This is a genomic window from Amycolatopsis eburnea (assembly GCF_003937945.1).
GTDB lineage: Bacteria > Actinomycetota > Actinomycetes > Mycobacteriales > Pseudonocardiaceae > Amycolatopsis > Amycolatopsis eburnea.
On record NZ_RSEC01000024.1, the window covers coordinates 96,474 to 119,644 of the forward strand.

Below are 23,171 nucleotides of genomic sequence, written 5' to 3' on the forward strand. Positions count from 1 at the left end.
GAACGGCGGAATGCGCGTCCGCATTCCGGGAGCACCGTTCCAGCGATCTGGAACGGTGCTCCGAGCGGGTGTGGCGGCGGTCATGAATCCCGCTGAACGGAGCAATCGCGGCGCAGGTGGGTGATTTACCGGCCTGTTATCGTTTCCCCTCGCTGTTTCGAGCGAGGAGATCCGGTGTCCCTGACCGATGTGGTCGCCCCCAGTCCTGCCCCCGAGAACGTCGCCGCACTCGTCGGCGAACGCCTTTCCTTGTCCGCCCTCCACCAGCTGGGCGGCACCCTCGGCGGCTATTCCTTCGTCAAGGTCGTGGTCGACCGCGAAAACGCGGTGATCCACTTCCTGAACGACGCGCGCCATTCCTTTCACGCGATCTATATCGGGGAAGAGATCCTGGGCGTCCCGGAAGAACGGGTGCGCGCGGAAATCGACTCCTTCAACCAGGACTTCTACCACGCCCCGGACCGCCGGTTCCTGCTCGGCATCATCGCCCGCCACCCCCAGCTGCTTTCCCTGGAGACGGTCGAGGTCGACACCATGCCGGCCGCGCTGATCCGCGAGTTCCACGCCTTCGTCGCGCAGTACGTCGACCCGGCGCTGCCGCTGGTGTTCAAGCCGGCCAACCAGCTGCAGGAGCGGATCGTCCGGGAGATCCCGGCGGACGAGCTGCCCCGCGTCTTCGCGCACGAACTGTTCTCCACGGCGCCGTTCGTGGCGCTGAACCCCGGCACGGCGACCGGGCGGCTGCGCGCGTTCCGCACCGAGGCCGAGTACCGCGCGGCCACGCTGGACTGGACGGACATCATCGTGATGGACCGCGTCCCCGACGACGTCCCGCGGCTGTCCGGCATCGTCAACGCCCGGCACACGACGCCGTTGTCCCACACCAACGTGCTGGCCACCGGCTGGCAGATCCCGAACGCCGTCCAGCTCGGCGCGCTCGCCGAAGTCGAGCGGCGCGGCCTCGACGGCAAGTGGGTCGAGTACACAGTGGACGCCCACGCGCTCTCCCTGCGCGAGGTCCCCGAGCCGGCCGCGGCGCCGCCGCCGAGCTGGTACGCCCAGCGCGTCACGCTGGAGCGGCCGGAAGCCGACCACAGCCCGATCGTGAACCTGGCCCGGCTGCGCGCGGCCGACCGCCACCGCTACGGCACCAAGGCGGCCAACCTCGGCGAACTGCACCACGTCCTGGCCCAGGGGTCGCAGCGGCTGCTCGGCTTCTACCAGGTGCCCCGCCCGCCGCGGGACAACCTGCTGCCGTACCTGGCCCGGCTGCTGGACGTCCCGCTCGACGCCGACCTGGGCGCCGCCGCCCGGCGCCTGCTCGACGAGCGCGTCCGCGTGCCCCGTGGCATCGCGCTGCCGTTCTCGCTGCAGCGGCGGTTCCTGGAGTCGTCGCCGCGGATCCAGCAGGCCATCGGCAAGCTGAAGATGGCCCTGGAGCTGGACGCCCGCGAGATCGAGCCGCTGTGCGTCGAGCTGCAGACGCTGATCCGCTCCGCGCGGATGCCGGGCGCGCTGGCCGGCGAGATCGATTCCGCGCTGGTGTCCCAGCTGGCCGGCGTGCGCTCGTTCGTCGTGCGCAGTTCGTCGAACGCCGAGGACCTCGCCGGGTTCTCGGCCGCGGGGATCTACGAGTCGCTCAACCACGTCACCACCGCCGAGCGGATCTTCGCCAGCGTCAAGGAGGTCTGGGCGTCGCTGGTGTCGGTGCGCAGCGTCCGCCTGCGCCGCCAGGCCGGGATCTCCCTCGACGACTGCTACATGGGTGTCGTGATCCAGGAGCAGGTCACGGCCGGCTTCGGCGGCGTGCTGGTGACGACGAACCCGATGAACCGCGCGGACTTCCGCACGGTGTACGTCAACGTGTCACCCCGGGTCACCGACGTCGTCGAGGGTGCGGCCCTGCCCCTGCAGTACCTGTATTCGACGGTCGAGGGCGGCGGCCGCACGGTGTCGCTGGGCGACGCCGCCGAGGACCTCGACGAGGCCGCCCACGAGCAGCTGCAACGGCTCGCCGTCGTGGGCCGCCTGCTGCAGGGCCACTTCTCGCCTGATTACACGTTCGATTCGCCGGTGGACATCGAGTGGCTCGCCGACCGCGAGCACCTCCACCTGGTGCAGCTGCGTCCCTATTCCGTTTGATCGTCGGGGAGACCTCACCATGCTGGGCTTTCGCCTGCCCGCGAAACCGGCCGTCCAGCGCGCCGTCCGGCTGACCTACGGGTTCCAGTTCTTCTTCGGCCTGCTGCTGTGGGTGCCGATCTTCTACCAGTACCAGAAGCTCGCCGGCCTCTCCGACGGCGAGATCTTCGGCATCCAGAGCATCTACTACGTCGTGTTCTGCCTGCTGGAGATCCCGACGGGCCTGATCGCCGACCGCTTCGACCACCGCACCTCCCTGACGGCGGGCGCCGGCGTGCTCGTGGCGGCGAACCTGGTGCCGGTGTTCCTGGGCTCGTACACCGGGTTCCTGGTGCACTTCGTCCTGATCGCGCTGGCCCGTTCGCTGGTGTCCGGCGCGCAGAGCGCGTACCTGTACGAGTACCTCCACGCCCACGGCGAGGGTGAGCACTACCTCCGCGTCGAAGGGGTCGGCCGCGCGTACAGCCTGGTCGGCAAGATCGTGTACTGGCCGGTGATCGGCCTGCTGATGACGTGGAACCTCCCTTCCCCGTACTGGCTGACGGCGATCAACGCGGCCGTCGCGCTGGCGTTCGCGTGCAAGCTCCCCCCGATCCCCGGCGGCCGCCGCGGTTCGGGCAAGACGGCCTCGCTTCTGTCCGGCGTCGGCGGCGCGTTGTCCACGCTGCGTTCGTCCCGGTGGCTGGCGCTGCTGATGGTGCAGGGCGTCGCGATGTTCACGCTCGTCCGGATCTGCCAGGTGAACCTGTTCCAGCCGATCCTGGAGTCGAAGTCGCTCTCGGTGAACTGGTACGGCGCGGTCCTGGCCGCGATGACGCTCTTCGAAGCGCTGGGCGCGGCCCGCCCCCACCGCCTCCGCCGCGCGATCGGCCCGGTGGGCTCGGTCTTCACGCTGACGATCGTGATGGCGTCGTGCCTCGGCTTGCTGGTCTGGGCAGGCCCGTTCCCGGCGGTGGTGCTGCTGTGCGTCTTCGCGGTGGCGACGGGCATCGCCTTCCCGGTGCAGAAGCAGCTGCTGAACGACTCCATCCCGGATTCCCGCCACCGCGCGACCCTGCTGTCCCTGGAGTCCCTGGTGGACAGGGCGGTGTGCGCGCTGGTGGCGGTGGCACTCGGCGCGTACCTGGCGGCCGGGCAGCTGAACGAGTTCCTGCTGCTGTCGGCCGGGGTCACGTGCGCCGCGATGGCGGTGCTGGCGGTGCTGCTGCTCGCGGTCCGCAAGCACCGCTCCGACCGCCGGCCCGCGGCCGCCCGCGTGCCCGAAGCCGTCAGTCGATGAACGCGTCGTCGAGGAGGGTGGACTCCGCGCCGTACTCGCGGAGTTCCTCCTTGATGACGGTGTACGCCAGCCCCTGCGGGTAGCCCTTGCGCGCCAGGAAGCCGAGCAGCCGCCGCAGCGCCGTCTGTTCGTCGACGTTGCCCAGCGAGCCGAGGCGCTTGCGGACCAGTTCCCTGGCCATCTGCTCCTCGGACTCGCGGTCGACCTCGCCCGCCGCCTGCGCGGCTACCTCGTCGTCGACGCCCTTGCGCCGCAGCTCGGCCAGCAACGCGGTGCGGGACAGGCCCTGGGTCTCGTGCCGGGACTTCACCCACAGCTCGGCGAACTCCGCGTCGTTCACCAGCCCCGCCCGGTCGAGCTTGCCGAGCAGGGTTTCGCTGGTCTCCTCGTCGAACCCCTTGCGGCGCAAGGCCTGCCGGAGCTCCTCCTGAGTGCGGGCACGCACGGCCAAGAGGTCGTAACAGATCTCCTTGGCCTTCTTGTACCGCTCCTCGGGAGGCAGCTCCGCCGGCGGGATCTTCGGCGCCCTCGCCACCTCGATCACTCCTCGTTCTTCACAACGCCCTCAAAGCCGCGCGTCACCACACAACGCAACCACGCCGGGGGTCCAGGGGGCTTGCCCCTTGGCGGGGGTCCGGGGGTTCGACCCCCGGAGAACACGGCGGAGGGATGAGGGCGAGCGCACTCCGCGAGCACACCTCACCCAATCCCTACGCCCGATCAGAAGTCGACCGGCGCCGGCACGGCTTCGACGGCCTCGGCGTCGACCTGGGCGCCGATGCCCAGCTTCTCCTTGATGCGCTTCTCGATCTCGTTGGCGATGTCCGGGTTGTCGCGCAGGAACTTCCGCGCGTTCTCCTTGCCCTGGCCGAGCTGGTCGCCCTCGTAGGTGTACCAGGCGCCGGACTTGCGCAGGATTCCCTGGTCGACGCCCATGTCGATCAGCGAGCCCTCGCGGGAAACGCCGACGCCGTACAGGATGTCGAACTCGGCCTGCTTGAAGGGCGGGGCCATCTTGTTCTTCACGACCTTGACGCGGGTGCGGTTGCCGACCGGCTCGCCGCCGTCCTTGAGCGTCTCGATGCGGCGCACGTCGAGCCGGACCGACGCGTAGAACTTCAGCGCCTTGCCACCGGTCGTGGTCTCCGGGGAGCCGAACATGACGCCGATCTTCTCGCGCAGCTGGTTGATGAAGATCGCGGTGGTGCCGGAGTTGTTCATCGCACCGGTCATCTTGCGCAGCGCCTGGCTCATCAGGCGGGCCTGGAGACCGACGTGCGAGTCACCCATCTCGCCCTCGATCTCGGCCCGCGGCACGAGCGCGGCCACGGAGTCGATGACCAGGATGTCGAGCGCGCCGGAGCGGATCAGCATGTCCGCGATCTCCAGCGCCTGCTCACCGGTGTCCGGCTGGGAGACCAGCAGCGCGTCGGTGTCGACGCCGAGCTTCTTGGCGTACTCCGGGTCCAGCGCGTGCTCCGCGTCGATGAACGCCGCGATGCCGCCGGCCCGCTGCGCGTTGGCCACCGCGTGCAGGGCGACCGTCGTCTTACCGGAGGACTCCGGGCCGTAGACCTCGATCACGCGGCCGCGGGGCAGCCCGCCGATGCCGAGCGCGACGTCCAGGGCGATGGCGCCGGTCGGGATCACGGAGATGGGCGCGCGGCCGTCCTGGCCGAGCCGCATGACCGAGCCCTTGCCGTACTGCTTGTCGATCTGCGCGAGCGCGAGCTCGAGCGCCTTGTCCTTGTCGGGTGCTGCAGGCATGGAAGTCCACCTCGCTGGTCGAAGCCCCGGCTCTCCGGGGGCTCTGTGTCGGTTCTTCAGCTGTCCGGTCCGACGCTAGCGGCGGGGACCGACAATTCCAGGCGCGGCGCCCAATCTGTGGATCGCTGGACCCGATGTGGACAACACCATAGACGAACACGTGTTCGAGGTCGGCAGCGACACACCCTTGCGCTAGGATTTTCGCCCGCCCGGGTCAGGACCCGTGCGTATCCGCCCAGGTCAGCGACGTTCGAAGGGCACATCGAAGGCGTCGCAGACCTCCCGCCAGATCTCTTTCGCCGGGATTCCCGCGGTCAGCGCCTGGTCGACGGTGCGCCCGCCGAGCCCGCTGAGGACGTGGTCCCTGGCCAGCACCTGGGCCCGGCCGGGGCCGAACTCCTCGGCCATCAGCCGCCGGAAAACCGTGATCCGCATCGGACCCACTCTAACCGGCGGGCACGAACGGTCCGTTCGCGCCCGGCACCGGCCTCCCCACGCCCGGGCCCGGACGTCAGGGCTCCGGCAAAGTCGCGGCGGTTTGCCCGGCGGCGGCTTCGCCGACGTCCTGAATGACTCATTCAGGTCTTCGGAGGTCCTGAATGACTCATTCAAGACACCGCAGGCCCAGCCCCGGACGTCATGAACGACCCTTTCACCTCGTCCGGCGAGGTGAACGACTCGTTCATGACGTTGCGAGCCACCGAACCGGCCGCTACTCCCCCGGCTGGACGCTCGCCTCGAAGTAGTTGGCGAGGGTGTCCGGCGTGGTCGCCTCGGCCTGCTGACTCGAGTTCAGCTGGTAGATGAACCCCACGAGCGGCCGGTCAGACACCGTGAACACGAGCACCGCCGCCGTCTTGCCCGCCGCGGACGAGTAGTGGCCCTTGAGCCCGTTGCCGCCCCAGTCGGCCTCGGTGCGGTCGCCGCCCGCGGAGGTGAGCAGGCCGTCGGTGTACTCCTTGAGCGTGTCGGCGCTGTCGCCCTGGACGTAGGTCACCTGCGTGCCCGCGCGTCCCGGCGCGGAGCAGGTCGAGGCCACGCCGAGGCTCTTCGCCGGCGCCGCCGGGCCGTTGCCCATGCCCGGCTTGCAGTCGCCGGTGTCGGCGATCTTCCCGGCGAGCTGGCGCAGGCAGCCGGTGAGCCCCTTGTCGTCCGCCTGGCCCGGCGTCTTGCACTGGTCCGCGGTGTAGGTCGTCACCGAAGACGACGACGTCAGGAAGAAGGTCAGCCCCGCGGCGAGCACCACGACGACCGCGGCCGCGATCCCGATGAGCAGCTTCTTCCTGCCTCCGGCCTTCGGCTCGGCCTTCTCCGCGGGGGCCGCGGGCGAGTACGCGGGGAAGTTCGACGGCACCGGCTGCGGCCCGCTGGGCGGGAAGTAGCCCTGGTACTGCTGCGGCGACGGAGGGGGCGGCGCGTACTGCGGGCGGTGCGGCCCGGTACCGGCGGCCACCGCGCCTTCGACGTTCTGCGTCCGCGCGCCCAGTCCGTCGCGGGCGACGTGCTGCGCGCCCAGCGCCACGGCGGTTTCCGGCTGGTCGAGGCTGCCCGGCACGACACCGAGCTTCTCCGCGATCATGGTGCCGACCAGCGGCAGCCGGCTCGACCCGCCGACCAGGTAGATGCCGGCCAGCCGGTCCGGGCTCAGCCCCGACGAGCGCAGCGTCCGCGACAGCAGCTCGACGCTGCGCAGCATCGCCGGCCGGACCAGGCCTTCCAGCTCGCCGCGGGTCACCAGGACGTCCTTGAACGGCTCCGGCATCGGCACCTCGGTCTGCGGGTGCCGCGACAGCGCCTCCTTGGCCGCCTTGACGTCTTCCTGCAGCGCGCGCCGGGTGCGCCGGTCGCCGGTGGACTCCGGGCGCAGCAGCCGCTGCCAGCGCTGCGGGTCCGAGTGCGAGACCTCCCGCCCGACGTGCACCATCAGCGCCTGGTCGACGTCGAGGCCGCCGAGGTCGGGCAGGCCGTCCTCGGCGAGCACGGTGAAGCCGTTCTGCGTGGCGCCGACGACGGCGACGTCGAAGGTGCCGGCGCCGAGGTCGTAGACCGCGAGCGCCTGGCCGGGGGCGAGGGACTTGCCGGGGAACGACGCGAAGTGCGCGGCCGCGGCGACCGGCTCCGGCACCAGCAGGATGTTCTGGCCCATCCCGGCGAGCCGGGCGGCGGACATCAGGACGTTGCGGCGGGTCTGGCCCCACTGCGCGGGGTGGGTCAGCCGGACCTCGTCGGGCTGCTCGCCGCCGAGCTGGCGGGACGTCTCTTCGAGCACGCGGCGCAGGATGGCGGCCAGCGCGTCGGTCACCGGGACGACGTCGGTGCCGAGGAGCAGGGTCTGCTCGTCGATGCGGCGCTTGGGGTTCGGCTCGAAGCGGGTCGGGTCGAGCCGGGCGCGGCGCTCGGCGTCGCGGCCGACCATGATCGTGCCCTCTTCGGTGGCGAACACCGCCGACGGCATGTTGGCCGAGCCGTCCACCTCGACGACCCGGGGCGGCATGCCGTGCGCCGAAAGGACGGCGACGGTGTTGGACGTCCCGAGGTCCACCGACAGGATCCGCACTGCACTCCCCTTCACAAAACCCGCCTCGACGGCGTTCGCCGTGATGCTGCCATGCGCGCGGTCACCGTGCGTGCGGACCCGCGAAAGTCCCCCGCCGCTTGACGGAGAGGTGGATCACGAGGCACGATAGTTGCGCAGTTCGGTCACACGAGTTGCACGAACCGCGCAAAGGAGCGTCGTGATGCCGAAGCTGCTCGTCCTCGGGGACGACCTCACGGGCAGCAACGCGACCGGAGCGCTGTACGCCCGCTTCGGGCTGCGCGCGGTTTCCGTCAACGCGCCGTTGGAGCCGGAGGCGCCCTGCTTCCGCGCGGACAGCGGGATCGACGCGCTGGTGGTCAACCTGGGTACCCGGCACGCTTCGCCGCCACACGCCGCGCGGGCGGTGCGGGAGACGATCGAGCTGGCCGGGCCGGTCGAGCTCACGGTGAAACGCGTGGACACGACGCTGCGCGGCAACGTCGGCGCGGAGACCGAAGCCGTTCTGGTGTCGGCGCCGGCCGCCCGCGCGCTGGTCGTCCCCGCCTTCCCGGACGCCGGCCGGGTCACCCTCGGCGGCCTGCACCTGGTCGACGGCGTGCCGCTGGCCGAAAGCCCCGCCGCGCGCGATCCCCTGGCGCCGGTCGGGTCCTCGCGGGTCCGCACCCTCCTCGGGCCGACCCGCCGCGAGATCGCCGAACTGCCGCTGGACGTCGTCGAAGCCGGCGTGGACGCGGTCGAAGCCGCCCTGCGGTGCCCGGCCGGGATCGTCGTCTGCGACGCCACGACGAACCGGCACCTCACCACCGTCGCCAAGGCCGCCGCCCGGCTGGCGGCCGAGGGCACGAAGTGGATCTCCGTCGACTCCGGGCCGTTCGGCGTCCGGCTGGCGGCGGCGCTGGGACTCGCCCCCGGCCACGGCACCGTCCCGCCGGTGCTCGCGGTCGTCGGCAGCATCACCGGCCGGACGCACGACCAGCTCCTGGAAACCGAGCTGGTGCTGGACGCGCGGTACGTCGACGTCGACGCGGACCGGCCCGATCCACCGGCCGTCGCCGCCGCGGCCGGCAGGCTCCTCGACGCCGGGCACCGGGTCGTCGGCATCCGCACCCGGGCGCCCGCACCCGGCACGCCGGTCGACCCGGTGGTCGCGGCGCGGCTCCCGCCGGCGCTCGGCGAAGCGGCCCGGCTGGTGCTCGGCGCGCACCGGATCGGCGGGCTCTACGCCACCGGCGGCGACATCGCCGTCGAGGTCACGAAGTCGCTCGGAGCCGAAGGCTTCGAAATCGACTCCGAAGTCCTGCCCCTCGCGGTCGCCGGGCGGCTGTCCGGCGGACCGTACGGCGGGCTGCCCTTCGCCACCAAGGGCGGGCTGATCGGCGGGCGCGACGCCGCGGTCGCCTGCCTGGAACACCTCAACCACGTGCTGGCCACCGGAAGGAAGAACCCGTGAGCGACCTCCCCGTCCTCGCCGTCACCCTCGGCGACCCCGTGGGCATCGGCCCGGAGATCACCCTGAAGACCCTGGCCGAGCCGGAGGCGCTGCAGCTGGCGCGCGGGGTCGCGGTCGGCGACGCGCCGGTGCTCGACCGCGTCGCCCGGCACCTGGGCCTGTCCGTGGAGATCAACCCGATCGCCACGGTCGCCGACGCGCGCTTCACCCCGGGCGTGATCGACGTGCTCGACCTGGGTGTCGTCACCGAAGACCTGCCGTGGGGCGAGGTCAACGCGACCGCGGGCGCGGCGGCGGTCGGCGCGATCGAGGTCGCCACCCGGCTCGCGCTGGCCGGCGAGGTCGACGCGGTCGTGACCGCGCCGATCAACAAGGAGGCGATCTGGGCCGCGGGTTCGCAGCACCTCGGGCACACCGAGATGCTCGGCGAGCTGACCGGCTCGACCCGGTTCAACACGATGTTCTGGGTGTCCGGGCTGAAGATCTTCTTCGCCACCCGGCACCTCTCGCTGCGTGAGGCGATCGACCGGATCACGCGGGAGAACATCGAACACGCGATCCGCGAGGCGTACACCGCGCTGGAGGTGTTCGGCACGGAGAAACCGAGACTCGCCGTGGCGGCGCTGAACCCGCACGGCGGCGAGAACGGCAAGTTCGGCGACGAGGAGATCGTCGCCATCGCGCCCGCGGTGGCCGCCGCGCAGGCCGCGGGGCTCGACGTCGTCGGCCCGATCCCGGCGGATTCCGTGTTCCACCAAGGGATCCAAGGCCGCTTCGACGGCGTGCTCTCGCTCTACCACGACCAGGGGCACATCGCGTCGAAGACGTACGACTTCGACGGCACGGTCTCGGTGACCGTCGGCCTGCCGATCCTGCGCACGTCGGTCGACCACGGCACGGCGTTCGACATCGCCGGCACGGGCCGGGCTTCGCACGGCACGATGCGCGCGGCGTTCAAGGCCGCGGCGACACTGGCGCCGTACGCGCGGAAGCTGCCCGCGATCTACCCGCCGAGCGTCCGGTGATCCCCCGCAAGCGCTGGGCGTACGTGATCCCGGTCGCGGTGGTCATGTACCTGCTGGCCTACCTCGACCGCACGAACGTCGCGGTGATCCTGCCCTACATCGGCGGCGACTTCCCGCTGTCCGCCAGCGCGAAGGGGCTGGCGAGCGGCATCTTCTTCGTCGGCTACCTCGTCCTGCAGATCCCGGCGGCGGTGCTGGCGGCGAAGTGGAGCGCCCGCAAGACGGTGCTGATCCTGATGATCGCGTGGGCGTTCGCGGCGGTGCTGTGCGGACTCGTGCGGAACGAAACGCAGCTGCACCTCGCGCGATTGCTGCTCGGGCTGTTCGAAGGCGGCGTGTGGCCCGCGGTGCTGATCCTGCTGGCGTCCTGGTTCCCGCAGGCCGAACGGGCGCGCGCGAACGCGTTGTGGATGACGTGCCTGCCGATCTCGGCGATCGTCATGTCCCCGCTGTCCGGGCTGATGCTCGACCACATGTCGTGGCGCTGGGTGTTCGTGCTCCAGGGCCTGCCGCCGCTGCTGTGGGCGGTCGTCTGGTCGTTCGCGGTGGCCGACCGCCCGGCGAAGGCGCGCTGGATCTCCGCCGAGGAACGCGAATACCTCGAAACCACGTTGAAGGCCGAAGAAGACGCGAAGCCGGCCTTCGCGAAGCAGGGCTACCGGCAGGCGCTCGCGAACCGCCAGGTGCTGCTGCTGATCGGCGTCTACTTCTTCTGGATCACCGGCTTCTACGGCTTCAGCCTGTGGCTGCCCTCGGTCGTGAAGGCGATGACGGGCGGTTCGGCCACCGCGGTCGGGTTCCTCTCCGCCGTGCCGTACGTCCTCGCGCTGGCCGGGATGGTCGCGTGCGCGCACTGGTCGGACCGCACCGGCAACCGGCGGCTCGCGGTCACCGTGCCGCTGCTCGTCGCCATCGCCGGGCTCCTGCTCGGCAACCTCGTGCACTGGCCGCCTGCCGTGCAGCTGGTCCTGCTGTGCGTCGTCGCGACCGGCGTGTACATGCCGTACGGGCCGTTCTGGGCGATCCCCAGCCGGCTCCTCGGCATCGAGGTGGTCGCCGTGGCGATGGGCCTGATCAACGCGCTCGGCAACCTCGGCGGGTTCGCCGGGCCCTACCTGGTCGGCTGGCTCACCGACGTCACCGGCAGCGCGACCACCGGGTTCGTGGTGCTGGCCGCGTTCCTCGCCGTGGCCGCCGGCCTCGCGTTCTTCGGGCTGAAACCCGCGGCTGTGGCAGAGTCGGCGCATGTCCCAGCCCCGACCAGGCACCCGTGACCGGCGCGCGATGCTGCTGGAGGCCGTCCGCGACGGCGCCGGCGGCATCGCGGAGCTGGCCGCCGAGTTCGGCGTCTCCGAGTCGACGATCCGCCGCGACCTCGCCTCCCTCGCCGGGGCCGGGCACGTCGTCCGCACCTACGGCGGCGCGCTCGACACCGAGCGCAGTCCCCGGGAGAAGGACCAGGAGCACGCCGCGGCCAAGGAGGCCATCGCACGCGAGGCCGCCGCGCTGGTCGAGGACGGCGAGGTGGTGCTGCTCGACGCCGGCACGACCACCGGCAGGCTCGCCCGCCACCTCGCGCACCGCGAGGGGCTGACGGTGGTCACCAACGGCGTCAACGCCATCCGCGAGCTGGCCGGGTTCGCCGGGATCGACCTGATCGTCCTCGGCGGCCGGCTGCGGCACCCCAACGAAGCGATCCTGGGCGAGAGCGTGCTGGCCCAGCTGCGGCACATCTCACCCGATCGGGTGTTCCTGGGCGCGGACGGCGTGGTCGACGGCCGGGGGCTGTGCTGCCCCTCACTGGAGCAGTCGGTGGTCAAGCACGCGATGCTCCACGCGGGCGGCGAAGCGTACGTGCTGGCCGACCACTCCAAGCTGGGAAAGGCCCCTTTTTCCTACTGGGCTCCGCTGGATCGCGACTACCGGCTGATCACCGACGAGCCGCGGGTCGACGTCGTCTTCCCGCAGTTCGCCGACAGCGTGATCCCGGCGGGAGGATCCGAAATTGTCGGTGGTGCCGCGCATCATGGACGACGTGGCAGTTGACGTGCTCGACCTCTTCTCCCCCGCGACCCGGGACTGGTTCGCGGGGGCCTTCGCCGCGCCCACCGCGGCGCAGGAAGGGGCCTGGCGGGCGGCGCACGCGGGCGAGCACGCCCTCGTCGTCGCGCCGACCGGGTCCGGCAAGACCCTGTCCGCGTTCCTCTGGGCGCTCGACCGGCTCTCGGTGGAACCACCGCCGGCGGAGGCCACCAAGCGCTGCCGCATCCTCTACGTCTCCCCGCTGAAGGCCCTCGCGGTCGACGTCCAGCGGAACCTGCGCGCGCCGCTGGCGGGCATCTCGCAGGCCACCCGGCGGCTCGGGCTGCCGGTGCCGGAGATCGAAGTGGGCATGCGCACCGGCGACACCACCGCGGCCGAGCGCCGCACGTTCGGCAAGACCCCGCCGGACGTGCTGGTGACCACGCCGGAGTCGCTCTTCCTCATCCTCACGTCGTCGGCGCGGGAGTCGCTGCGCGGCGTCGAGACCGTGATCGTCGACGAGGTGCACGCGGTCGCCGGCGGCAAGCGCGGCGCGCACCTCGCGCTCTCCCTGGAGCGGCTGGACTCGCTGCTGCCGAAGCCGGCGCAGCGGATCGGGCTCTCGGCGACGGTCCGCCCGGTCGACGAGGTGAGCGCGTTCCTCGCCGGGGGCCGCCCGGTGCGGGTGGTCCAGCCGAAGCTGGCGAAGACCATCGAGGTGCGCGTCGAGGTCCCGGTCGAGGACATGAGCAACCTCGACGCACCGCAGGGTCCGGCACCGAGTCCGCTCGACGCGCTGGAGTCCCTGGAGTCGCTGACCGAGGCGTTCCCGCCCGGCGACATCGCGCCCGGCGGCCTGGGCACGCTGGAGGAGATGGCGGGCAACCCGGTGCAGCGGCCGTCGATCTGGCCGGCCGTCGAGGAGCGGGTGCTGAGCCTGATCCGGGCCCACCGCTCGACCATCGTGTTCGCCAACTCGCGCCGGCTCACCGAGCGGATGACGGCGCGGCTCAACGAGCTGGCCGCCGAGCAGACCGAACTCACGCCCGCGGATGCCTTCCCCGCCGAGGCTGTAGGCCAGTCCGGGGTCAGCACCGGCGCGCCGCCGGTGATCGCCCGGGCGCACCACGGGTCGATGTCGCGGGAGCAGCGCACGCACGTCGAGGAGGACCTCAAGTCCGGGCGGCTGCCGTGCGTGGTCGCGACGTCGTCGCTGGAGCTGGGCATCGACATGGGCGCGGTCGACCTGGTGGTGCAGATCGAGGCGCCGCCGACGGTGGCGTCCGGGCTGCAGCGCGTCGGCCGGGCCGGGCACCAGGTCGGCGCCGTCTCCTCCGGGGTGATGTTCCCGAAGTTCCGCGGCGACCTCGTCTCGTGCGCGGTGGTCGCGGAACGGATGGCGAGCGGCGCGATCGAGGCGGTCCGGTACCCGCGCAACCCGCTCGACGTCCTGGCGCAGCACGTCGTGGCCATGGTGGCGCTGGAACCGTGGACGGTGCCGGACCTGGCGTCGCTGGTGCGGCGGGCGGCGCCGTTCGCGTCGCTGCCGGACGACGCGCTGCACGCGGTGCTCGACATGCTCGCGGGCCGGTACCCCAGCGAGGAGTTCGGCGAGCTGCGGGCGCGGATCACGTGGGACCGCATCAGCGGCGAACTGCGCGGGCGGCCGGGCTCGCAGCGGCTGGCCGTGACCTCGGGCGGCACCATCCCGGACCGCGGCCTGTTCACCGTCATGACGCCGGGCGCGGACGACAAGCCCGGCTCGCGGGTCGGCGAGTTCGACGAAGAGATGGTGTACGAGTCGCGGGTCGGCGACACCATCCTGCTCGGCACGTCGTCGTGGCGGATCACCGACATCACGCACGACCGGGTCATCGTGGTGCCCGCGCCCGGCGAGCCGGCGCGGATGCCGTTCTGGAAGGGCGACGCGCCGGGCCGTCCGCTGGAACTCGGCCGGGCGCTGGGGAAGTTCGTCCGTGAACTGTCCACATCGGACGCGGACAAGGCACGCGAGCGGGCCGCCGCGGCGGGGCTGGACGAGCGGGCGTGCGACAACCTGCTGCAGTACCTGGCCGAGCAGAAGGAAGCCACGCGGCACGTCCCGAACGACCGGACGATCCTGCTGGAGCGCTACCGCGACGAGCTGGGCGACTGGCGGATCGTCGTGCACTCGCCGTTCGGCGCGCAGGTGAACGCGCCGTGGGCCCTCGCGATCGCCGCGCGGCTGCGGGAGAACCGCGGGGTGGACGCGCAGGTGGCGCACTCCGACGACGGCATCGTCCTGCGGCTGCCCGACGCTCTCGACGCCGACGGCGCGGACGTCACCATCGGCGCGGACGACATCCTGCTCGACCCCGAAGAGGTGGAGCAGCTGATCGTCGCCGAGGTCGGCGGCTCGGCCGTGTTCGCGGCCCGGTTCCGGGAGTGCGCGGCGCGGTCGCTGCTGCTGCCGCGCCGGGACCCCCGGCGCCGGACTCCCCTGTGGCAGCAACGGCAACGCGCGTCGCAGCTGCTGTCGGTCGCGGCTAAGTACGAACGGTTCCCGGTCGTGCTGGAAGCGATGCGGGAGGTCCTGCAGGACGTCTACGACGTGGGCGGGCTGCGGGAGCTGATGGCCGACGTCCGGGCACGCAAGGTCCGGCTGGTGGAGGTCGAGACGCCGGCCGCGTCGCCGTTCGCGCGCAGCCTGCTCTTCGGCTACGTCGGGATGTTCCTGTACGAGACCGACGCGCCGCTGGCCGAGCGGCGGGCGGCGGCGCTGTCGCTGGATTCGGCGCTGCTGGCCGAACTCCTCGGCACCGAAGCGATCCGCGAACTGCTCGACCCGGAAGCTGTGCGCGAGGTGGAACGGTCGCTGCAACGGCTCGAACCCGACCGGCACGCGCGCTCGGCCGAGGACGCCGCCGACCTGCTGCGGTTCCTCGGCGACCTGACCGTCGAAGAGGCCGCGGAGCGCGGGATCCAGCCGGAGTGGCTCACCGAGCTGGAAGCGGCTCGGCGGGCGATCCGGGTGCGGATCGGCGGCACGGAACGGTTCCTGGCGATCGAGGACGCGGGCCGGGTGCGGGACGCGCTGGGCACCGCGCTGCCGGTGGGCGTGCCCGAGGCGTTCACCGAACCGGTGGCGGACCCGCTCGGCGACCTGCTGTCGCGGTACGCCCGCGGCCGCGGGCCGTTCGCGGCGGCGGCGGTGGCCGAGCGGTTCGGGCTCGGCCTGGCCGTCGTCACCGGCGTCCTCGACCGGATGACCGGCGAAGGCCGCCTGGTCCGCGGCGAACTGAGCCCGGTCGGGCATCCCGACACCCACGGGGTCGGGATCGAGTACTGCGACTCCGCGGTCCTGCGCCGGCTGCGGCGGGCTTCGCTGGCGAAGCTGCGAGCGGAGGTCGAGCCGGTCGAGCCGGCGGCGCTGGGCCGGTTCCTGCCAGCGTGGCACGGGTTCGGCGGCCGCGTCCGGGCGGCGCCGACGGCGGACGACGTGCTGTCCGTCGTCGAGCAGCTCGCCGGGGCGCCGTTGCCGGCGAGCGCGGTGGAGTCGCTGATCCTGCCCGGGCGGCTGCCGGGCTACTCCCCCGCGCTGCTGGACGAGCTGACGACGGCGGGCGAGGTCACCTGGGCGGGCTGCGGCGCGCTGTCCGGCGGCGACGGCTGGATCGCCCTCGCCCCCACCGACGTCGCCGACCTGCTGCTGCCCGAAGTCGTCGAGGACATCCCGACCGGTCCGCTGCACGACGCGCTCGTGTCCACTTTGGAGGGTGGCGCGCTGTTCTTCCGGCAGCTGGTGGACCGCGCGACCGTGCTGGTGGAGAAGGCCCCGAGCGACGCCGAAGTCGTGGCGGCGCTGTGGGACCTGGTGTGGGCGGGGCTGGTCACCGGCGACACGCTGGGGCCGCTGCGGGCGCAGGTCGCCGGGCACGGCGCGCACAAACCCCGGCGCCAGGCGCCGCGCGGCCGGTACGCGCGGTTGCGGGCCGGGCGGCCGCAGATGCCGTCGCGCTCCGGACCGCCGACCGTGGCGGGCCGGTGGGCGCTGACCCCGCCCCGCGAAACCGACGCGACCCGGCGAGCCCACGCCCGCACCGAGGCGTTCCTGGAGCGCCACGGCGTCCTTACGCGCGGCGCGCTCGACACCGAACGCGTCACCGGCGGGTTTTCGGGGATCTACAAGGTCCTCCGCGGCATGGAGGACACCGGCCAGGTGATCCGCGGCTACGTCGTGGAGGGGCTCGGCGCGGCCCAGTTCGCGGCGAAGGGCGCGGTGGACCGCCTGCGCGCGCTGTCGGGCCCAGGCCGCCCGGCACCCGGCCGGGCGGTGGTCCTGGCCGCGGCGGACCCGGCTCAGCCGTACGGCGCGGCGCTCCCGTGGCCGGCGGCGACGGGCGACACGAAACACCGTCCGGCCCGCAAGGCCGGCGCGCTGGCGGTCCTGGTGGACGGCGTGCCGGCGCTCTACGTCGAACGAGGAGGCAAATCACTGCTGAGCTTCACCGAGGAGCGGCAACCGCTGGTGGACGCGGCGCAGGCGTTGTCGGCGGCGGTGCGGGAAGGCTGGCTGGGTCAGCTGTCGGTCCAGCGTGCGGACGGCGAGCAGGCGCTGACGTCGGAGCTGGCGGAAGTGCTGCGGGAAGCGGGTTTCCGGGCCACGCCCTCGGGTCTGCGCCTCCGGGCCTAAGCTGCCAGTCCGACACCGCACGAAGGATGTTCTGCTCATGGCGATGCGCGAACTGCGCTATTTCGGCGACCCGATCCTCAAGTCCGTCTGCGACCCGGTCACCGTGTTCGACGAGAAGCTCGAGGCGCTCGTGCGGGACCTCGTCGACTCGGTCAAGCCCGCCGGGCGCGCCGGGCTCGCCGCGCCGCAGATCGGCGTCGGGCTGCGGGTGTTCAGCTATGACGTCGCCGGGCTGACCGGGTACGTCATCAACCCCGAGATCGTCGAGCTGTCCGAAGAGACGCACGAGATCAGCGAGGGCTGCCTGTCCGTGCCGGAGCTGTGGTTCCCCACCCGGCGCGCCAAGCACGCGAAGGTCCGGGGCGTCGACGTCCACAACGAGCCCATCGAGGTCGAAGGCGAAGACGTGCTGGCCCAGTGCCTGCAGCACGAGACCGATCACCTCGACGGCGTCCTCTACCTCGACCGGCTCACCGCCGAGCGCAAGAAGTCCGCCCTGCGCGAAGCGCGGGAAAAAGACTGGTTCTGGAAGCGTTAGGAGGGCAAGAACAGCCGAAGCTTGGCGCCGTCGTCGACGGCGCGTTCCGTCCGCAGGCCGGCCCGGGCCGCCGTGCGGGGCAGGACGTCGTCGCCGGTGAGGGAGTCCGCCGTCAGCTCCGTGATTCCCTGGGCTTCCGCGAGAACGGCGAGCCGGGCCAGCAGGGCCGTGCCGATGCCCTGCCGCTGCCAGTCGTCCTCCACCAGCAGGGAGATCTCGGCGGTGCCCGAAGCGTTCGGGATGAGCTGCGCCAGGCCGATCACCTCGCGGCCGAAGACCGCCAGCACGCTGGTTCCGCGCGGGGGCACGAGCAACCGGTGCAGCCAGCGGCGCGGGACCGTCCGCACGCCCGAGTGGTAGCGCCGGAAGAGCGTCGCCATCGAACAGCGCCGGTGCAGGTCGGCGACCGCGTCGGCGTCGCCGGGGACGCCTTTGCGCAGGACGATCGCGGCGCCGTCGGGACGGTCGAGCACGACCGGGCCGGCCGCGTTCCGGGCCGCCGCGGCGAGCAGCGCCAGCAGCGCTCCGGCGCGGGTCAGCTCCAGCTGGACGAACGGTGCCCAGCGGCGGCGCGCCACCAGCGCGCTGCCGCCGGCCAGCGCGAACACCGCCCGGTGCCCGCTCTCGGTGCGGGCCGGGTTCGCCTCGGTGGCGGGCACGAGGGTGACGACGTCGGCGGCGAGCACGTCCTTCAGCACTTCGGCGAGGCGGGCCGGGTCGTCGACCGCGCGGCGGGCCGCCAGCAGCGTCGACGCGGACGGGTCGACCAGCTCGTGGACGTCGGCGTCGATGATCGCGGTGCATTCGCAGCCCTCGGCGCGCAGCGCTTCGACCAGCCGCCGGCGGGGCAGGCCGGTGGCGGGGCGCAGCACGATCTCGTCCAGCACCCCGCCGGGCACCGGCAGCACGCTCAGGCCGAGGATGTTGCACTCCAGGTCGGCGAGCCGGATGGCGAGGCGGGCCAGGGTGCCGGGGTGGTCGTGCATCCGGACCCGCACCCGCCACGCCGACGCGCCGGCGGGTTCCTCGACGACGGCCGTCCGGCCCGGCTGGGGCAACGCTCTGGAGGTCTCCATGCCCCCCACGGTCCCCGGTGGTTGTTGCCGCGCCAGGACGCCGGTGTTTCGCGCAGATCAGCGTTCGACGCGGCCCGGCAACCCCGCCGAAACACTCGTCAGCCAGGACCGCAGCTCCGTCGCCAGCGCGACCGGGGCGTCCAGCTGGACCAGGTGCCCGGCGTCGCGGATCGGGGTGAACTTCGCGCCGGGGATGCCCGCGGCGAGCCGCTCGCCGATGGCGATCGGGATCCAGGTGTCCTCGGTGCCCCAGAGGACGTGCACGGGCAGGTCGGCCCGGTCCAGCAGCCCCTCGATCTCGGCCAGGTAGCTCTCGTCGTACGCCGCGATCTGGCGGTACAACGCCGGCTGGCCCTCGTCGCCGAGCCACGGGGCGGCGAGCTCGTCGACGTCGGCCGCGCGCAGCTCGCGGTGGCTCGCGTTGGCGACGTAGGCCCGGACCAGCGCCTCGTGGATGTACGGCGGTACCCGGGCGAGCACCTCCGGGTGCTCCTTGACGAGCCGGAAGAACGGCGAGCCCGACGGCGGGATGGCCACGGCGTCGACCAGCAGCAGCGACGCGTACGGCACGCCGTGCACCAGGTGGACGCGCAGCGAGACGACGCCGCCGTAGTCGTGGGCGACGACGTGCGGCCGGTCGAGCTCCCAGTGCGCGAGCAGCGCCCGGAAGGCATCGGCCTGGACGTCGAAGCCGACCTCGTGGCCGGCGTCCTTCGAAGACCGGCCGTAGCCGGGCATGTCCCAGAGGTAGACGGTGAAGTCGCCGCTCAGCGCGTCGGCGAAGGGCCGCCACAGCCACGACGACCACGGCGTGCCGTGGCAGAACACCACCGGGGGCCCGGAGCCGGCGCGTTCCCAGGCGATCCGGCGCCCCTCCCAGTCGAAGGTCTCCATGACCTCCAAGCTAAGTCACCGCGGGGTGAGCACGCAGAACTCGTTGCCCTCCGGATCGGTCAGCACGCGCCACGGCAGCGCCGGTCCGCCCAGGTCCGCGGGCGCCGCGCCGGCCGCGACGACCTCCTTCACCGCCGCGGCGTGGTCGGCGCCCGCCGGGGGCGCGACATCCAGGTGGACGCGGTTCTTGCCGCGCTTGACGTCCTCGTTGCGGAGGAACTCCAGCCACGGCCCGCGCCCGGACGGCGCGCGCAGGCCCACCAGGACGTCGCCTTCGCGGGCTTCGACCGGCCAGCCGGTGAGCCCCGCCCAGAACGCCGCCAGCTGCTCCGGTTCGCGGGCGTCGACCACGATCGACGCGACAGCGCCCGTCCCGGCGTAGCGCTCGCGGGGTTCGAGGACGCAGAACTCGTTGCCCTCGGGATCCGCCAGCACGACCCACGGGACCGCGCCCTGGCCGACGTCGACCCGGTCACCGCCCAGCTCGAGGGCGCGCGCCACCAGCTCGGCCTGGTGCTCGGGGGTCTGGCTCGCCAGATCCAGGTGGATCCGGTTCTTCACCTCCTTGGTGTCCGGGACCGGGACGAAAACGAGGTCCAGGCCCCAGCCGTCGGTCTCCGGGGCCCGCACGTCGATCTCGCCGAGCTCTTCGACGACCGCGGTCCAGCCGAGCAGCGCGGCCCAGAAGTCCGCCAGGACCTCCGGCCGCGCCGCGTCGACGACCAGGTTCACCAGGCGCGTGTTCATGCGGCGCAGGCTAACCGCCACCCCCGACAGTTCCGGTTCGGCTTCCCCACCGGCCGGTTCATCGGGTCGCGAGCCGCAGCAGCGCCCAGAGCTGGGCCGCCTGGTCGTGCACACCCCGCACGGTCACCGAGGTCAGGGACGCACGGCCCCAGAGCCACAGGTAGATCCGCCCGGGTTCGGCCGTGACGACGTCGTCCGCGGCCTCGGCCTCCTCGGCCGAACAGCGCCAGGCTTCCGTGGTTTCCGGCCCGGCGCGCGCGATCCAGCTGTGCGCGCCGGCGCGCACGCCGACCGATCCCGCTTTCGTGCCGGTCAGCCCGAGCATCGGCAGCTTCTGGCCGAACCACAGGGTGAGCGCCTCGTCGACGCCGTCGAGCGCGAGGTCGTCGGGCACGCCGCGCTGCTCGGTGCCCGCCGCCTGTTCGACGTCGACGCGGTGGATCAGCGTCTCGTGCAGCATCCGGCGCCGCCAGAACCCGTAGGTCGGGTCCGCCGGCCACCAGGTGTCGGCGCGCTCGCCGGGGTCGTGGGCGGCGAGCTCGTCGAGCAGCTCGGTGAGACCCGCCTCGAGGAACTCGTGGAGCGGCTGGCCCGGCTCGGGATCGCGCTGCCAGTCTTCGGGGGCGCGGCCGTCGGCGAGCCGGCGGCGGACCATCCGGTACAGGCTCCCGACGTGCCGCGCGACCTCGCCGAGCGACCAGCCCGGGCAGGCGGGCACCGGCGCTTCGAGCGGGGCGGCGTGCACGGCCTCGGCCAGCACCCGGCCTTCGATCCCCAGCGCCGTGAGCAGCCGCCCGTGGTCGACCGGGCCGTGCTCACGCGACATGGGCTTCCCCGCTGATCGGCAGGCCGTGCACCAGCCGGCGCACGAGTTCGAGGAACAACCCGGCGGCGCGGACCAGCTGAGCGGCCGACTCCCCGGTGACCTTCCCGGTGATCCCGGCCTGCGCGGCGGCGCGGGTGGCGGAGTTGCCCGCGAAGAAGGCGGACCACTCGCGCAGCTCGGGCGCGACGGAGTCGAGCAGCACCCAGCTGCTGGCCGGCCGAGCCCGCCCCCGATGCGGCCGCCCCCGCGCTTCGAGCACGGCGGCGGCCCCGCGCAGGGCGGCGAGGTAGGCCCCGATGAACCGCTCGGACACGACGGTTTCCCGCTCGGCCTCGGCCAGCCCTCGCCGAGCCTGAGCCAGCAACGCGGCGGCGGCCGGCGGGGCGGGCGGCCGAAGCGCCATGGGCAGCTGGGACTGATCGGACTCCCCGGCGGCGGGCAGCGGCAGGGGTTGCGGGGACGCCGCGGTCGCCGACGAGTCCGCGGGAGCCGCAGCCGGTGGGCGGAGGGGCATCGGCAGCTTCGGCTGCGCGGGCTCCGCTGCTGAATCCGCGGAGGCGGGCGGGCGCACCGGCAGCTTCGGTCGCGCGGGCTCCGCCGGTGCATCCGCGGAGGCCGAGACAGTCGGGCGCACCGGCATCGGCAGCCCAGGCTGTGCGGGCTCCGCGGCCGACGAGCGCGGCTGCCCGACCACCTCCGGAACGTCGGCGGGGTGTTCCTCCGCGACCGCCGGCGACATCGGCAGCTCGGGCTGCCTCAGCGCCGGAGCCTGCGGACGGGGGCGGCGGGGGCGGCCGTGGTGGGTGCCGGGCGCCGCCGGGGTTACCGGGGGGCGCAGCGACATGGGCAGCTGGGGCTGCCCCTGGTCCGTGGGGGACCCGACCTTGACGGACATGGCGACCCTCCTCCTGCGCGGCGTGAGCTCGATCGGGGGCCCGGCGCCGAGACGCTTCCCCCGTCCCGGAGCCGGGCACCAGACCGGTGCGCGCTCACCAGATGTCGAACGTCTGTTCGAACAATTTCCAGAGTAACCCCGGACCGGGCATCCGCTCAACCCCGGGGGTGGAATCCCGCGGGACACCAGGTCGGTGGCGTGATCTCATAGGCTCATGAGTTCGCTGGACCACCCCGCCGTCGCCAAGGTGGCGGCCGCGCTGGCCGAAGCCGGGCAGCACGCCGCCGCCGAAGGCATCCGAGTGCTCGCCGCCGAGGTGCGGACCGCCGCGCAGGCGGCCGAAGCGCTCGGCGTTCCCGTCGGTGCCATCGCCAACAGCCTCATCTTCCGCCTGGGGTCCGACAAAACCGCGCTCCTCGCCCTGACCTCCGGCGCCCACCGCGCGGACCCGGCCACGCTCGCGCGGCTGGCCGGCGGCGAGATCGGCAAGGCCGACGCCGATTTCGTGCGGGCGCACACCGGGCAGCCGATCGGCGGCGTGGCCCCGGTCGGGCACCCGGCGCCGCTGCCGACGCTGGTGGACACCGCGTTGCGCGCCCACGACGTCGTGTGGGCCGCGGCCGGGCACCCGAAGACCGTCTACCCGACGACGTTCGCGGACCTGGTGGCGTTGACCGGGGGCACCCCCGGCGCGCTCGGCGGCGCGGAGGAAGATGGCTCGCTGTGACCGCGATGCCCGCCGGCTGCTCCCGCTACGCCCAGCTCTCGACGGACGAGTTCCGCGCACGCCTGCCCGAAGCGCTCGACATCTACGTGCGGGCGATGCGGTACCCGGCCGGCACCGCCGAGCAGCGGGCGCCGATGTGGCTCACCCACGCGCTGCGCGAGGGCTGGCGCTGCATGGCCGCGTTCGACGCCGACGACGTCCTGCTCGGGCTGGCCTACGGCTACCGCGGCCGGGCCGGGCAGTGGTGGCACGAGCAGGTGCGCCACGGCCTGAGCCGCCGGTCCGGGCCCGCCGAGGCCGACCGCTGGCTGGCCGACTACTTCGAGCTGACCGAGATCCACGTCAAGCCGGAGAACCAGGGCCACCAGATCGGCGAGGACCTGCTGCGCGGCCTCCTCGACGGCGTGCCGAGCGCGAACGTGCTGCTCTCCACGCCCGAGGGCACCAGCCGGGCGTGGAAGCTCTACCGGCGGACCGGGTTCGTCGACGTCCTGCGCGACTACCACTTCGCCGGCGACCCGCGGCCGTTCGCGATCCTCGGGCGGGCGCTGCCCCTCGAGCCTCGCTGAGGG

19 protein-coding genes are annotated in these 23,171 nt (G+C 72.9%); 10 read left to right on the top strand and 9 right to left on the bottom strand.

What is annotated here, in order from left to right; all coding sequences use genetic code 11:
• Positions 1–174: 174 nt before the first annotated feature.
• Entirely contained in the window at positions 175–2,142 is a 1,968-nt protein-coding gene (locus EIY87_RS06705; protein WP_125306788.1) for a PEP/pyruvate-binding domain-containing protein, read from the top strand.
• A 19-nt stretch (positions 2,143–2,161) separates the two neighbouring features.
• Positions 2,162–3,421 carry an MFS transporter gene (locus EIY87_RS06710; RefSeq protein WP_125306789.1) on the top strand — a complete coding sequence of 420 codons (1,260 nt, stop codon included), beginning with the start codon at positions 2,162–2,164 and terminating at the stop codon, positions 3,419–3,421.
• Here EIY87_RS06710 and EIY87_RS06715 read toward each other — a convergent pair.
• The 4 genes from EIY87_RS06715 to EIY87_RS06730 form a co-directional block, all read right to left on the bottom strand.
• Positions 3,411–3,938, bottom strand: a complete 528-nt coding sequence (locus EIY87_RS06715) for a regulatory protein RecX (protein WP_086862444.1) — start codon at positions 3,936–3,938, stop codon at positions 3,411–3,413. The genes EIY87_RS06710 and EIY87_RS06715 overlap by 11 nt on opposite strands.
• Positions 3,939–4,141: 203 nt before the next feature.
• Complete coding sequence (gene recA, locus EIY87_RS06720) at positions 4,142–5,188, bottom strand: recombinase RecA (RefSeq protein WP_125306790.1); 1,047 nt, start codon at positions 5,186–5,188, stop codon at positions 4,142–4,144.
• Positions 5,189–5,428: 240 nt separating this feature from the next.
• On the bottom strand, positions 5,429–5,623 hold the full coding sequence (locus EIY87_RS06725) for a DUF3046 domain-containing protein (protein WP_086862439.1): 195 nt from the start codon (positions 5,621–5,623) through the stop codon (positions 5,429–5,431).
• 277 nt (positions 5,624–5,900) lie between these two features.
• Positions 5,901–7,745, bottom strand: a complete 1,845-nt coding sequence (locus EIY87_RS06730; RefSeq protein ID WP_125306791.1) for an Hsp70 family protein — start codon at positions 7,743–7,745, stop codon at positions 5,901–5,903.
• 181 nt (positions 7,746–7,926) lie between these two features.
• Here EIY87_RS06730 and EIY87_RS06735 point away from each other — a divergent pair, with 181 nt between their 5' ends.
• Genes EIY87_RS06735 through def form a run of 6 tightly spaced genes read left to right on the top strand, consistent with a single transcriptional unit; the run spans position 7,927 to position 17,434 of the window.
• The gene (locus EIY87_RS06735) at positions 7,927–9,177 is read left to right on the top strand and encodes a four-carbon acid sugar kinase family protein (RefSeq protein ID WP_125306792.1); all 1,251 of its coding nucleotides are present in this window, start codon (positions 7,927–7,929) and stop codon (positions 9,175–9,177) included.
• A complete protein-coding gene (pdxA, locus tag EIY87_RS06740; protein ID WP_125306793.1) occupies positions 9,174–10,202 on the top strand; it encodes a 4-hydroxythreonine-4-phosphate dehydrogenase PdxA in 1,029 nt (342 codons plus the stop codon). The genes EIY87_RS06735 and pdxA overlap by 4 nt, the downstream gene beginning before the upstream one ends.
• Positions 10,199–11,476 carry an MFS transporter gene (locus tag EIY87_RS06745; RefSeq protein WP_125306794.1) on the top strand — a complete coding sequence of 426 codons (1,278 nt, stop codon included), beginning with the start codon at positions 10,199–10,201 and terminating at the stop codon, positions 11,474–11,476. The genes pdxA and EIY87_RS06745 overlap by 4 nt, the downstream gene beginning before the upstream one ends.
• Positions 11,448–12,248, top strand: a complete 801-nt coding sequence (locus EIY87_RS06750; protein ID WP_125306795.1) for a DeoR/GlpR family DNA-binding transcription regulator — start codon at positions 11,448–11,450, stop codon at positions 12,246–12,248. Before EIY87_RS06745 ends, EIY87_RS06750 begins: the two co-directional genes overlap by 29 nt.
• Positions 12,229–16,896, top strand: a complete 4,668-nt coding sequence (locus EIY87_RS06755; protein WP_191983982.1) for a DEAD/DEAH box helicase — start codon at positions 12,229–12,231, stop codon at positions 16,894–16,896. Before EIY87_RS06750 ends, EIY87_RS06755 begins: the two co-directional genes overlap by 20 nt.
• A gap of 37 nt (positions 16,897–16,933) precedes the next feature.
• On the top strand, positions 16,934–17,434 hold the full coding sequence (def, locus tag EIY87_RS06760; protein WP_125306796.1) for a peptide deformylase: 501 nt from the start codon (positions 16,934–16,936) through the stop codon (positions 17,432–17,434).
• Here the strand turns inward: def and EIY87_RS06765 are convergent.
• The 5 genes from EIY87_RS06765 to EIY87_RS49255 all read right to left on the bottom strand — a co-directional run bounded on the left by EIY87_RS06765 (position 17,431) and on the right by EIY87_RS49255 (position 21,872).
• Positions 17,431–18,492 (bottom strand): GNAT family N-acetyltransferase, encoded by a 1,062-nt coding sequence (locus tag EIY87_RS06765; protein WP_125306947.1) that lies wholly within the window; start codon positions 18,490–18,492, stop codon positions 17,431–17,433. The two genes, def and EIY87_RS06765, sit on opposite strands and share 4 nt — an antisense overlap.
• 75 nt (positions 18,493–18,567) lie before the next feature.
• Positions 18,568–19,404 carry an alpha/beta fold hydrolase gene (locus EIY87_RS06770; protein WP_125306797.1) on the bottom strand — a complete coding sequence of 279 codons (837 nt, stop codon included), beginning with the start codon at positions 19,402–19,404 and terminating at the stop codon, positions 18,568–18,570.
• Positions 19,405–19,419: 15 nt separating this feature from the next.
• The gene (locus EIY87_RS06775; protein ID WP_125306798.1) at positions 19,420–20,151 is read right to left on the bottom strand and encodes a VOC family protein; all 732 of its coding nucleotides are present in this window, start codon (positions 20,149–20,151) and stop codon (positions 19,420–19,422) included.
• 58 nt (positions 20,152–20,209) lie between these two features.
• Positions 20,210–20,977, bottom strand: a complete 768-nt coding sequence (locus EIY87_RS06780; protein WP_125306799.1) for a maleylpyruvate isomerase family mycothiol-dependent enzyme — start codon at positions 20,975–20,977, stop codon at positions 20,210–20,212.
• Positions 20,967–21,872 carry an SAV_6107 family HEPN domain-containing protein gene (locus EIY87_RS49255; protein ID WP_125306800.1) on the bottom strand — a complete coding sequence of 302 codons (906 nt, stop codon included), beginning with the start codon at positions 21,870–21,872 and terminating at the stop codon, positions 20,967–20,969. The genes EIY87_RS06780 and EIY87_RS49255 overlap by 11 nt, the downstream gene beginning before the upstream one ends.
• A gap of 214 nt (positions 21,873–22,086) precedes the next feature.
• On the opposite strand from EIY87_RS49255, the gene EIY87_RS06790 reads away from it, so the two are divergent.
• Positions 22,087–22,599 carry a YbaK/EbsC family protein gene (locus EIY87_RS06790; RefSeq protein ID WP_125306801.1) on the top strand — a complete coding sequence of 171 codons (513 nt, stop codon included), beginning with the start codon at positions 22,087–22,089 and terminating at the stop codon, positions 22,597–22,599.
• Positions 22,596–23,168 carry a GNAT family N-acetyltransferase gene (locus EIY87_RS06795; RefSeq protein ID WP_125306802.1) on the top strand — a complete coding sequence of 191 codons (573 nt, stop codon included), beginning with the start codon at positions 22,596–22,598 and terminating at the stop codon, positions 23,166–23,168. The genes EIY87_RS06790 and EIY87_RS06795 overlap by 4 nt, the downstream gene beginning before the upstream one ends.
• Positions 23,169–23,171: the final 3 nt, after the last annotated feature.

What these genes read in the sequence shown, in the direction of transcription:
- EIY87_RS06710 (WP_125306789.1), top strand. Translation starts at nt 2,162, where the DNA reads ATGCTGGGCTTTCGCCTGCCCGCGAAACCGGCCGTCCAGCGCGCCGTC.
- recA (WP_125306790.1), bottom strand. Translation starts at nt 5,188, where the DNA reads ATGCCTGCAGCACCCGACAAGGACAAGGCGCTCGAGCTCGCGCTCGCG.
- EIY87_RS06725 (WP_086862439.1), bottom strand. Translation starts at nt 5,623, where the DNA reads ATGCGGATCACGGTTTTCCGGCGGCTGATGGCCGAGGAGTTCGGCCCC.
- EIY87_RS06735 (WP_125306792.1), top strand. Translation starts at nt 7,927, where the DNA reads ATGCCGAAGCTGCTCGTCCTCGGGGACGACCTCACGGGCAGCAACGCG.
- EIY87_RS06750 (WP_125306795.1), top strand. Translation starts at nt 11,448, where the DNA reads ATGTCCCAGCCCCGACCAGGCACCCGTGACCGGCGCGCGATGCTGCTG.
- EIY87_RS06755 (WP_191983982.1), top strand. Translation starts at nt 12,229, where the DNA reads ATGGACGACGTGGCAGTTGACGTGCTCGACCTCTTCTCCCCCGCGACC.
- def (WP_125306796.1), top strand. Translation starts at nt 16,934, where the DNA reads ATGGCGATGCGCGAACTGCGCTATTTCGGCGACCCGATCCTCAAGTCC.
- EIY87_RS06770 (WP_125306797.1), bottom strand. Translation starts at nt 19,404, where the DNA reads ATGGAGACCTTCGACTGGGAGGGGCGCCGGATCGCCTGGGAACGCGCC.
- EIY87_RS06775 (WP_125306798.1), bottom strand. Translation starts at nt 20,151, where the DNA reads ATGAACACGCGCCTGGTGAACCTGGTCGTCGACGCGGCGCGGCCGGAG.
- EIY87_RS06780 (WP_125306799.1), bottom strand. Translation starts at nt 20,977, where the DNA reads ATGTCGCGTGAGCACGGCCCGGTCGACCACGGGCGGCTGCTCACGGCG.
- EIY87_RS49255 (WP_125306800.1), bottom strand. Translation starts at nt 21,872, where the DNA reads ATGTCCGTCAAGGTCGGGTCCCCCACGGACCAGGGGCAGCCCCAGCTG.
- EIY87_RS06790 (WP_125306801.1), top strand. Translation starts at nt 22,087, where the DNA reads ATGAGTTCGCTGGACCACCCCGCCGTCGCCAAGGTGGCGGCCGCGCTG.